The organism is Streptomyces sp. NPDC054840 (assembly GCF_053611065.1).
The window spans coordinates 1-10,579 of sequence record NZ_JBSGZP010000218.1 but is presented as its reverse complement, the minus strand read 5'-3'; the positions used below and the strand labels follow the sequence as shown (position 1 = coordinate 10,579).

Here is a 10,579-nt window from a genome sequence, read left to right as displayed (position 1 = left end):
CTCCTCCCGGCCCCCTGAGCTCCGGCTCGGGGGCCGGTGGCGTGTCCGGGGGCGGGCGCACCCCGGCCGGAGGGCGGCGCGGCGGTGCGAAGCCGCGGGGCGCTCCGGAGCCGGCGGCGCGCCTCAGGAAGGGGTGGGGGCCGGGCGGACCAGTTCGCCCAGGGTCGGCACCGACTCCGGCCGGGAGCGGACCGCGTCCGTGCACTCCCACGCCCGCGGCGGATCCGCGTCCGGCCCGCCCAGGATCACCGGGCCCGGGGTCGCCTTCAGGGCCTCGCTGCCCGCCAGAGTGCACACGATCTGCGAGAGCGCCACCGGCGGCAGGTCCTCCGGCTTGCGGCTGAGCCGCACCGTGCCCGCCGGGTCGCCCGGCCGGGGCGCTCCCGCCGACAGCCCGACCGGGACCTCGCTCGTGAAACCGGCGTCCCGTTCCTCCGTGGTCGGCGTCCGCTCCAGCGCTTCCAGCAGCGCCTGCGCGACCATCGCCAGCGGGTCCCGTACGACCTTCTTCTCGGGCACCGGAACCACTCGTTCCACACCCACCAGCTGTGATCCGCAGACCAGTTCCACCGTGGCCCGGAAGCCCTGCACCCCGCTCGGCTGCTCCTGCGTGTCGCAGGACACCCGCGACGGCGCCGCGCCCACGTCCACCGGCACGGTCGTCGCCCGGATCCCGCAGGCCGACGTCGCCAGCAACGCGACCGCGACGAACGGAACCAGCACCACCGGTACCACCGGCAGAGCCCTACGCATCCTCGTCACCCGCGATCACCTTTCCCACGTCCACCGGCAGCCGCAGCGTGAACAGGGCTCCACCCCCCGCCACGTTGGCGGCGCTGATGTCGCCGCCGTGGATGTGCGCGTTCTCCATGGCGATCGACAGGCCGAGCCCGCTGCCGTCCGACTTCGGCCGTGACGCGCTCGCCTTGTAGAACCGGTCGAAGACGTGCGGCAGGACCTCCTCGGGAATGCCCGGACCGTTGTCCTGCACCGCGATCACCAGCCACTCCCCCTCCACCGTCACGGACACCCGTACCGGCGAGCCGCCGTGCTTGAGCGCGTTGCCGATGAGGTTGGCGAGGATGACATCGAGGCGGCGCGGGTCGAGGCGGACCACGATGCCCCGTTCGGCGTCGAGTTCGACCGCGTCGAGCCAGGCCCGGGCGTCGATGCAGGCCGTGACCTGGTCGGCGACGTTCACGTCGTCCAGCACCAGCCGGGCCGTACCCGCGTCGAAGCGGGTGACCTCCATCAGGTTCTCCACCAGGTCGTTGAGGCGGCGCGTCTCGCTGACGACGAGCGCCACGGCCGGTGCGATCATCGGATCGAGGTCGTCGACCTCCTCCTCCAGCACCTCGGCCACCGCGGTCAGCGCGGTCAGCGGCGTCCGCAGCTCGTGCGACATGTCCGCGACGAAGCGCCGGCTCGACTCCTCCCGCGCGCTCATGTCGGCGACCTTCTTCTCCAGCGCCTCGGCCGTCTTGTTGAAGGTGTGCGACAGGTCGGCGAGTTCGTCGGTGCCCGACACGTCGAGGCGGTGGTCCAGCTCGCCCTCCCCGAGCCGCCGCGCCGCGTCCCCGAGCCGCTGCACGGGCTTGAGCACGGTACGGGCCGCGGCCTGCGCGAGCAGGGCGGAGCCGAGCAGTGCGAGACAGGTGGCGATGGTCAGCGACCAGCCGAGTGCGTTCAGGTCGTCCCGCTCCTGCGCGAGGGACTTGTACATGTAGCCGGTGAGGCCACCGCCCACGATCCGCGTCCCGCCGACCAGGTACGGATTGCCGTGCGGCTTCGTCCGCTGCCAGTAGACGTGGTACTCGGAGTCGTTCGCGGCGGTGGTCTTCTGCCGGTCGTTCACCGCGTTCTGCAGGGACTTCGGTACGTTGGCCAGCCCGAAGGAGTCGGGCCCCGCCGCGCCGAAGATCTGCCGGTTGTCCTTGCCCACCTGCACCAGCAGCACGCTGTATCCGGGGCTGCTGCCCGCCATCAGTTCGGCGGTGCGCTGCAGCTCCTCGGAGGTGGGATCGGCGGGCAGCGCGGCGGCCCGGTTCTGCATCTCCTGCCGGAAGTCGCCGAGGGCCGCGTCCTGGACGCGGGTGAGGACGGCCTCGCGGTTCAGCCAGTAGGCGATGCCGGAGGCCGAGACCGCGGCCGTGAGCGCGACCAGACAGAAAACCATGAGGAGCCGCAGCCGCAGGCTGGTCCAGCGCCGGCCCGCGAGCAACGACCGGATCACTGCGGGGAGTCCAGGCGGTAGCCCACACCCCGGACGGTACGGATCAGGGTGGGCGACGACGGCACGTCCTCGACCTTGGCGCGCAGCCGCTGCACGCAGGCGTCGACGAGCCGCGAGTCACCGAGGTAGTCGTGCTCCCAGACCAGCCGCAGCAGCTGCTGGCGGGAGAGCGCCTGCCCGGGCCGGCGGCTCAGTTCGAGCAGCAGCCGCAGCTCGGTCGGCGTGAGCTGCAGGTCCTCGCCGTTCTTGGTCACGGTCATGGCGGCCCTGTCGATGACCAGGGAGCCGAAGCTCGCCGAATCGCTCGACTCGCGCTCGCCGCGGCGCAGTACGGCCCGGATCCGGGCGTCGAGAACCCGGCCCTGGACGGGCTTGACCACATAGTCGTCGGCTCCCGACTCGAGCCCGACGACGACATCGATGTCGTCGCTGCGCGCGGTGAGCAGGATGATCGGCAGCTGGTCGGTGCGGCGGATCCGCCGGCACACCTCGAAGCCGTCGATCCCGGGCAGCATCACGTCCAGCACGATCAGGTCCGGCCGCTGCTCGCGCAGCAGTTTCAGGCCGTCCTCGCCCGTCGCCGCGGTGGCCACACGGTGGCCCTGGCGAGACAGCGAGAGTTCGAGGGCCGTGCGGATGGCGTCGTCGTCCTCGATCAGCAACAGGAAAGGCACGGGCTCATTCTGACCCATCGGCCGTCGGGAGTTCGACCGTCGCGCGTCGTGATCCTGTCGGGGTCCTGTCAGAAGTCGCTGTGACACGGCTGTGACAGTCGACGGACACCCCGGTTAAGTCGGCGGGGCAATCTCTTCATCAACGCACAACGGACCGAAGCAGACACACTCCACGACGGGGGGCGCGAGATGAACACGCTGCACAGCACCACCACCAGCGCGGTTGTCACGCGGCTGCACGATGTGAACCGCCGGGCGGGTGTCCGTACGGTGGCGGTCGCCCGTCCCCGGCCGACCCACGTCGTAGCCATTGACGCAAACCAGTACCAGGCGGTTCCCGCCGCCGAGCGGACTCCTTCCTCCCTCTCGGAGGCGGAGTTCACGGCATACGTCCAGGAGCGGCGTACCGCCCTGTACGCGACGGCCTTCCACCTCACCGGTGACCGGTACGAGGCCGAGGACCTGCTGCAGAGCGCGCTGTTCTCCACGTACCGCGCCTGGGACCGGATCAGCGACAAGGCGGCCGTCGGCGGCTACCTGCGCCGCACGATGACGAACCTGCACATCAGCGCGTGGCGTCGGCGGAAGCTGAACGAGTACCCGACGGAGGAGCTGCCGGAGACCGCCTCCGACACGGACGCGATGCGCGGTACGGAGCTGCGCGCCGTGCTGTGGCAGGCCCTGACCCGTATCCCGGAGCCGCAGCGCACGATGCTGGTGCTCCGCTACTACGAGGGCCGCACGGACCCGGAGATCGCGGAGATCCTCGGCATCAGCGTCGGCACGGTGAAGTCGAGCATCTGGCGCTCGCTGCGCCGCCTGCGGGAGGACGAGGCGCTCAGCTTCGGCCGTGACGAGGCCGAGTCCTTCGAGGAGCTCGTCGCGTAACGCGGCACACACAGAAGCCATCGGGCCAGGGGGCCCGTCCTACGGGGGTGGGGCGGGGGCCGCGGGGGGAAGAGGCGGGATCGAGCGGACGGGGGTCCGCCTGATCCCGCCTTTTCACATGTCCGGTGCGCCGCGGGCGGGCCGCGCGGGCGGCCGGGTCACAGGCGCTTGGCGCTCCGCAGGGCGGCGGCGTAGTAGCCGTTGCCGTCGAGGCGGGAGGCACCGCCCTTGTCACCGATGGTGGGCCCGTTGGCCTCTTCACGGCTCGAAATGAAGATCTTGTGCCCGTCGGTGTCGTTGCCGAGGTACATGCCGGTGTGGTCGAGACGGTCGCCGGTGCGCCCGTCGAGCTTGAAGAACACCAGGTCGCCCGGCTGGAGGACGTCGACGGAGGCCGGCCGGTCCCCCGGGCCGACGCCCTTGAGGGCCAGGATGTCCACGCCGGCCTTCGAGCGGGCCATTCCGTTGGCGGTGCGCGGCAGTCCGTTGCCCGCGGTGTCGGAGGCCATCAGAGGGAAGCGGCCGCGGTAGCCGAAGACCGTGCGGATGAAGCCGGAGCAGTCCATGGCCCGGTGCTTGGCCTTCTCCGGCCGTTCCGTGGTGCCGTTGCGGAAGGTGTACGGGATGCCGAGGTAGTCGTAGAAGTCCGACTGCTCCAGGCGGAGGTCGTTGCCCGCGGAGCCGTTCGGGTTGAGCGGGCCGAAGGCCGCGTCGCCCGCGTACTGGACGCCGGCGGCGTCCTTCTTGACCGGTGCCTGGTCCCCGTACTGGAAGGCGATGGCGAAGAGGTCGTCCTCCTCGCTCCCGTAGTACTTCTTGAACCAGTCCCGGAACCACTGCTCGCGCTCCGCGCCGTTGCGCCAGCTCTCCGGCAGCAGGCGGACCCAGGTCTCGGTGACGACGCGGGTGCCGGTGGTGGCCGGCTCGGTGAAGGTACGGCTCTTGCCGGTGAGCGACGCGGTGCGCGCACCGTCCGTGAAGGTGGCGAGGACGGCGCCGTCCGCGCCGCGCAGGACCGAGCGCTCCGGGTTCTTGAGCCGTTCCCACGTCTGGGCACCTTCCTGGCCACCGGCCTGGTGCGCCTGATCGGTGACGCGCAGCACCGCCGGGGCCTTGGCCTGTTCCTCCTTGCGCAGCTCGTAGGTGAAGTACGCGCTGCCGGCCAGCAGGAGCGCCACGACGACGGCGTGCAGGACGGGGTGGGTGCGGCGGGTGGGTCTGGCGGTCATCGGTTGCTCCGGGCGGTGCGGGTGGTCGGGCCGGCGTCGGTCAGGCGTGCGGCAGGAAGCCGAGCAGGATGCCCGAGGTCAGGACGACGTACGTCATGAGGGTCGCGGAGCCGGTGGCGAGCAGCGTGGCGCCCTTGGGCTGGCGGACGAGCTGGTAGGCGATCAGTCCGGGGACGATGAAGCCGAGGGTCTGGTTCGCGTACAGCAGGGGGAACTTCATCTGGAGCACGATCACCACCGTGGCCTGGAGGAGGACTCCGATGAGGACGACGGCCGCGAACAGGCGCTTGCCGTAGAGGATGACGAACTTCTGGGTGACGAGGGTGAGCGCGTACGTCAGGGCGGTGATGCCGACGACGAGCGCGGCGCGCTGCAGGTCCTCGATGAGGGTGAGCGCGAGCCAGCCGGGGGTGATCATGCCGCCGGGCGAGAGGTTCGTCGTCAGGTAGCAGAGCAGGGAGAACAGCAGGCCCAGCGCGATGCCGATCGCGGCGATCTCGGGGGTGAGGACTGCGGGGATCAACGGGGTTCTCCTGGGCTCTGCCACTGCTGGTTCGGGTGGGGCTCGTACGGGTGGGGCGGCCAGGGCTGCTGCGGCGGGTGGACGTACTGCCGCGGCACGGGGGGCTGCGCGAACCGGGCCTCCTGGGCGGCGGTGAGGTCGGCGTACGGGTCGAGGTGCGGCACGTACAGCGGCTGCGCGGCCTGCCGGGGTACGGGGGGCTCACGGTCCGGGGCCGCTCCGTAGGACTCCGCCCGGCCTGGCTCGTCGGGCCGGTCGGGCTCGTCCTCGAAGCCGGGGAGTTCAGCCAGGTGTTCCAGGAGGATCTCGCCCTGGCCGTGGATGTTGCCGATGGCGACCAGCGAGGAGCTCTCGCCCAGGTGGCCGAGCAGCTCGTTCATGAACTCCTCGCCGTCGCGCTGGTCGCCGCCGAGGTCGACGGCGCGCCCGCGCCACTCGGCCGGGATCGCGTCGATGGCGCTCTTGGCCGGGTGCCCGATGACGAAGACCTTGTCGGGCATCAGGTCGGGGACGATCGCGCCCATCTGGCCGTTGCGCTCGACCCGGTCGGGGCGGCAGTTGATCACGACGTTGAGGGGGCGGTCGACGGCGCCGAGGTCGAGGAGCTGGTTGATGTTCATCAGCGTGGACTCGGGGTCGTTCGCGGCGAAGACGTTGGCGAAGCGGACCCGCTTGCCGCCGGGGGCCACGTACCTCTCGACGGAGAGCACGCCGGGGTCGGGCGGGGCGTCGTACATGCCCTGGAGGGCGGTCTCGCGGTCGATGCCGAGGAGCTCGGCGACGGTGAGCGCGATGGCGACGTTCTCCTTGAACGTGAACCAGCTGAAGCCGCGCAGCTCGTCGTCGCTGACCGTGTCGGGGTCGGCGTAGACGAGGGTGCAGTTCCGCGCGTCGGCCTCCTCCTGGAGCACGTGGAAGCGCTCCTGCTCGGCGGTGACACAGATTCCGCCGTGCGGCATCGAGCGCGACAGGGAGCGTGCGATGTCGTCGAGGGTGGGGCCCATCTCGGCCACGTGGTCCTCGCGGACATTGCACAGCACGCCGATGGTCGACTGGATCAGCTTCGACTGGTTGATCTCCTGGAGTGCCGGCATGACCGCCATGCACTCCATGACCAGCGCGTGCGGCCGGTAGGCGGCGGCGCGCCGGACGATGCCGATCTGTTCGACGACGTTGGCGATACCGAACTTCCGGTGGACGGGTTCCTCGGTGGCGTCCGGGTGGATGAAGCGGGCCGCGGTTCCCGTGGTCTTGGCGACCGTCACCAGCCCGCCGCCGCGCAGGGCTCCCGCGCACAGCCGGGTGATGGAGCTCTTGCCGCGGATGCCGTTGACGAGCACCCGGTTCGGTATCTGCGCCAGGTTGGCGTAGTGCCGGCGCTGCTCGACCACGCCCGCGACGAGCATGACCAGGCAGCTGAAGAGCAGCACGCAGTAGAGGAAGAGCACGCTGGATCAGTTCCTTCCGGCCGGGGTGGCAGGGCCGGGCGTCCGACCGGGGGCGCCGCCGGCGGTGTCCCGCTTGCGCTGCGCCGACAGCCGCAGACGGATGACTTCGAGGCTGCGGGCGACGGCGCCGACCTCGTCGTGGTGGGTCGGGTAGACGACGGTGCGGCGGTCGCCGTCGGCCAGGGCCTCCGCACGGCCGGCGAGGTCGCGCAGCGGGCGCACCACGATGATGTGCATCCAGCCGAGGCAGGCCGCGGCGCCCGTGAGGCCGAGCAGTCCGGCCAGGACGGTGCGGTTCTGCGCGGTGTACGCGGGGATCTCCAGGCCCTTGGCCGGCTGCCAGGTGACGACGGTCCAGTCCAGGGACTGGGCCACGCCGCCACCGGTCATCGGCGCCGCGGCGGCGATGGAGAGGCCGCCGTCACGGAGCAGGGCGCTCTTGGCGCGCGGGCTCTTCTCGGCCTTGCCGTTCGCGCCGCTCTTCTCGTTCGCGGCGCTCACCAGGGCGTCGAGCCCGGCGTCCGACAGCGATGAGAAGGCCAGGTAGCCGTTGTTGCCGCCGATCACCCGGTGCCCGGCGTCGACGACGCGGACCTCGCCCAGGCCGGGCCGCTTGAGCATGGCGTTGAGGAGGTCGATGCGCAGCTCGCCGACCACGGCGGCGCCGGGCAGGCCGGGTGCCTCGGCGTACTCGGTTACGACCGGTCGGTTGCCGCTGTCGACGAGGGTCACCGGCTGTTTCGAGGGGCCCTTGCCGGCGGGATGGTGGGGCTTGCCGCCGGTACGGGCGAGGACGGTGCCGTCGGCGTGCAGGACGTAGAGGGATGCGTAGCGTCCGTGCTGGTCACGGGTGCGCTCCAGCAGCTCGGTCAGCTCGTCGGGGGTGTTCTTGCCGCTGATGACGGAGGCGACGGAGGTGAGGTCTGCGTGTCCTTCGTTGAGGGCGCGGCGTACCCGGTCGGCGAGGGTGTCGGTACGTTCGCGCTGGTCGTCGACGATCGTGCTGGGCACAGCGACGGAGGCCCCGGCGCGGTTGAGCGTCAGCAGCAGGGGCGCCGACCACACCAGCAGCAGGATCGCGCACACCGCGAGGAGGGCGCGGGTCCCGATCCGGGCGCGGCGGCCGCCGCGTGGGCGCCCGGTTTCCGCCGCGGGTTCGCCGAGGAGCTGTCGGCGCAGCCGGTCGAGGGCGGCGCCGATGCGGGCGGCCTCGCCGTACTTGGGCAGGGTGACGGGCCGGTTCAGGTCGCCGCGGCCGATGCGGCGGCTTTCCAGGAACAGCTGGAGCAGCGGGCGCTGGACGGTGGTCACGAGCAGGGCCACGGCCAGTGCGCCGAGCACCAGCAGGGCGGCGGACGCGGCGATCCAGAAGAAGGAGTCGACGGCGGCGGAACGCTCCTCGGCGACGCCGACGAACGAGACGACGGTGAGGCCGAGGGCGGTCGCGTCGGTCCCCACGCCGGGCTGCGAACCGGTGAGCTTCGCGTAGCCGGCCACGGAGCGGTGGCCGTCCCTGACGTCCCCGAGCAGGCTGCCGCTGACGCCGGCGAAGCCGCCGGAGCCGGGCTCCTTGGCCTGGAGGGGGTGCCGTTCGGCCTTCTGGGCGACGGTCTTCGCGAACTTCGCGAGCTGCTTCTTCTCCTGCCCGGACCCACCGACGCCGTCGCTGCCCAGGACCTGGCCGGAGGAGTCGAGGACGGCGATGGCGCGGGACCTGCCCAGGCTGATGCCCGGGACCTTCAGGCTGCTGGAGGCGACCAGGAGCTGCTGGGGGCGGTCGGGCCAGGACAGCAGGGCGAGGGTGAGCAGGCGGGTCTCGCCGTTCTCCAGCCGGACCATGCGGGGGGCGAGGCCGGACTCCCCGTCGAGGGCGGTCAGGTCGAGGGCGGTCAGCGGGAGGTTCTCCCCGCGCTGCGCCTCCAGTCGGCCCGACTTGATCTCGATCACGGCCGTGCCGCGCCACTTCTGGTAGACGCTGCCGAGCTTGTCGAGCACGGAGTCGGGCGAGACCGGTTCGCCGGAGCTGAACAGGGAGGCGGTCCTGCCGATGTCCGTGATGCTCTCGTCCAGGGAGGCGCGCAGGGCGATGGCGCCGTCCTCCGCGAAGTACTGCTGGGAGGTGAGAACGGCCGGCGGTACGGTCTCCCTGCCCACGTGACCGAGTTGGAACGCGGTGAGGGCGGCGAGCGCCAGCAGCAGGGCCGACAGGGCCGCGATGGGCGGCCGGATGCCACCCAGGAGCGACATGTCGGCCCGACGGCGGGTCCGGTGCCGCCGCTTCGGTCGCAACGCGGCCAACGCGGGCTCCTCTTCGTTCTGTCCTGGAGCCGGTGCGGCCTAGGGGATGTGATGATCTGGGCTTGCGGTGGGCGCGGGGAGGGCCGCGGCGCGTCCGGTCAGCGCGGGCCGGTCCGCCGACGGGTCCCGGTCATGAGGGCGGGCGGCCGGAGCGAGGAGCGGAGGGACGAAAAGCGGAGGGCATCACTCCGCTATTTTCGTATGACTATGAGCGCTCCACGGACCAGGCGGATAACGATCGCGGTTCTGTGCGGCACCTTCATCGCCTTTTGTGTCGTTTTGCTGCTTTGGGTGGCGAGCTCGGTGAGCGCACCGCCGGCCCGCCCGGCCGGACCCGCTCCCCAGCGCGCCGCCGGCACCGACCTGGAGCAGCGGATCGCCCGATTCACCGCCGGCTTCGGCGCGGGCGGCGGGTACCGCACCCCCACCGACCAGGAACGACTCGCGTTCACCAGGGCGTTCGCCCACCTGCTCGACGGAGATCCGGAATCGGCGCGGACCGGCCTGTCCGAGATCGACTTCACCCTCCGCACCGTCACGGACGCCACCACCGGACGCCGGTACGCCGAGGTGGCGGACGCGGTGAGTGAATCGGGCCACACCAGCCGCGGCTGGGGCCGGGTGTACGTCGACCTGGAGGGGCCCGCACGCTGGTCGGTCCAGGTCCCCCACCCGGTCGCCGACGCCCGTACCGAACTCCTGGGGGCACGGGTGCTGCGCGGCGCGCCGGGAGGGGTGCTCGTGCTCGCGGGGGCCCGCCGGGATGCGGGCGAGGACGGGGCGGCGGACGTGGCGCACCGGGACGACTCGGTCTTCCACGGGGTGGTGGAGGAGCTGGCCCGCAGGAACCTGCCGGGCGTCCAGCTGCACGGGTTCGCCGACGAGTCGTTCCGCGGGCGCGACGCCGTGGTCTCCACCGGAGCCGGCGACAGCGCCGTCGCGGACGCCGAACGGCTGACCGCCGCGCTGCGGCGCGACGGCCTGGAGGTCTGTACGGCGTACTCCACGCGCTGCAAGCTCGCCGGCCGGGAGAACGAACAGGGCAGGACCGCCGCCGACCGGCGGTCCCGCTTCCTTCACGTCGAGCTCAACAAGACGCTCCGCGGCGACGACCACGGCCTCGACCGGGCCGCGGCCGCGCTCACCACCCTCACCGAGCGCTGGTCCCGCCTCTGAGGGATTCCGGCGGCTAAGGGCTGTCCCGTAATCCCCGGTGGATCAGCGCACGGCGTCGGATGCGGTGCATCGCAAGGCGGAGGGGCGCCCCCATACTGGGCGTATTCGGG

9 protein-coding genes are annotated in these 10,579 nt (G+C 71.8%); 2 read left to right on the top strand and 7 right to left on the bottom strand.

What is annotated here, in order from left to right; translation table 11 throughout:
- Positions 1–123 precede the first annotated feature (123 nt).
- The 3 genes from ACWGIU_RS17480 to afsQ1 are packed head-to-tail and all read right to left on the bottom strand — an operon-like array spanning position 124 to position 2,907.
- On the bottom strand, positions 124–753 hold the full coding sequence (locus ACWGIU_RS17480; protein ID WP_453706729.1) for a hypothetical protein: 630 nt from the start codon (positions 751–753) through the stop codon (positions 124–126).
- Entirely contained in the window at positions 746–2,176 is a 1,431-nt protein-coding gene (locus tag ACWGIU_RS17475) for a sensor histidine kinase (RefSeq protein ID WP_453706727.1), read from the bottom strand. Before ACWGIU_RS17475 ends, ACWGIU_RS17480 begins: the two co-directional genes overlap by 8 nt.
- A 53-nt stretch (positions 2,177–2,229) precedes the next feature.
- The gene (gene afsQ1, locus ACWGIU_RS17470) at positions 2,230–2,907 is read right to left on the bottom strand and encodes a two-component system response regulator AfsQ1 (RefSeq protein ID WP_063754818.1); all 678 of its coding nucleotides are present in this window, start codon (positions 2,905–2,907) and stop codon (positions 2,230–2,232) included.
- A 189-nt stretch (positions 2,908–3,096) separates the two neighbouring features.
- Between afsQ1 and ACWGIU_RS17465 the strand changes: the two genes are divergently transcribed.
- A complete protein-coding gene (locus tag ACWGIU_RS17465; protein ID WP_453706725.1) occupies positions 3,097–3,795 on the top strand; it encodes a SigE family RNA polymerase sigma factor in 699 nt (232 codons plus the stop codon).
- A 158-nt stretch (positions 3,796–3,953) separates the two neighbouring features.
- On the opposite strand, the gene ACWGIU_RS17460 is transcribed toward ACWGIU_RS17465, so the two are convergent.
- The 4 genes from ACWGIU_RS17460 to ACWGIU_RS17445 are packed head-to-tail and all read right to left on the bottom strand — an operon-like array spanning position 3,954 to position 9,293.
- Positions 3,954–5,024 carry a C40 family peptidase gene (locus ACWGIU_RS17460; protein ID WP_453706723.1) on the bottom strand — a complete coding sequence of 357 codons (1,071 nt, stop codon included), beginning with the start codon at positions 5,022–5,024 and terminating at the stop codon, positions 3,954–3,956.
- 40 nt (positions 5,025–5,064) lie between these two features.
- Positions 5,065–5,547 (bottom strand): poly-gamma-glutamate biosynthesis protein PgsC/CapC, encoded by a 483-nt coding sequence (locus ACWGIU_RS17455; RefSeq protein ID WP_403621921.1) that lies wholly within the window; start codon positions 5,545–5,547, stop codon positions 5,065–5,067.
- On the bottom strand, positions 5,544–6,995 hold the full coding sequence (gene pgsB / locus ACWGIU_RS17450; RefSeq protein WP_453706722.1) for a poly-gamma-glutamate synthase PgsB: 1,452 nt from the start codon (positions 6,993–6,995) through the stop codon (positions 5,544–5,546). Before pgsB ends, ACWGIU_RS17455 begins: the two co-directional genes overlap by 4 nt.
- A 6-nt stretch (positions 6,996–7,001) precedes the next feature.
- Positions 7,002–9,293 carry a HAMP domain-containing protein gene (locus ACWGIU_RS17445; RefSeq protein ID WP_453706720.1) on the bottom strand — a complete coding sequence of 764 codons (2,292 nt, stop codon included), beginning with the start codon at positions 9,291–9,293 and terminating at the stop codon, positions 7,002–7,004.
- Between the two features lie 303 nt (positions 9,294–9,596).
- On the opposite strand from ACWGIU_RS17445, the gene ACWGIU_RS17440 reads away from it, so the two are divergent.
- On the top strand, positions 9,597–10,469 hold the full coding sequence (locus ACWGIU_RS17440) for a hypothetical protein (protein WP_453706718.1): 873 nt from the start codon (positions 9,597–9,599) through the stop codon (positions 10,467–10,469).
- The last annotated feature ends 110 nt before the right edge of the window (positions 10,470–10,579 follow it).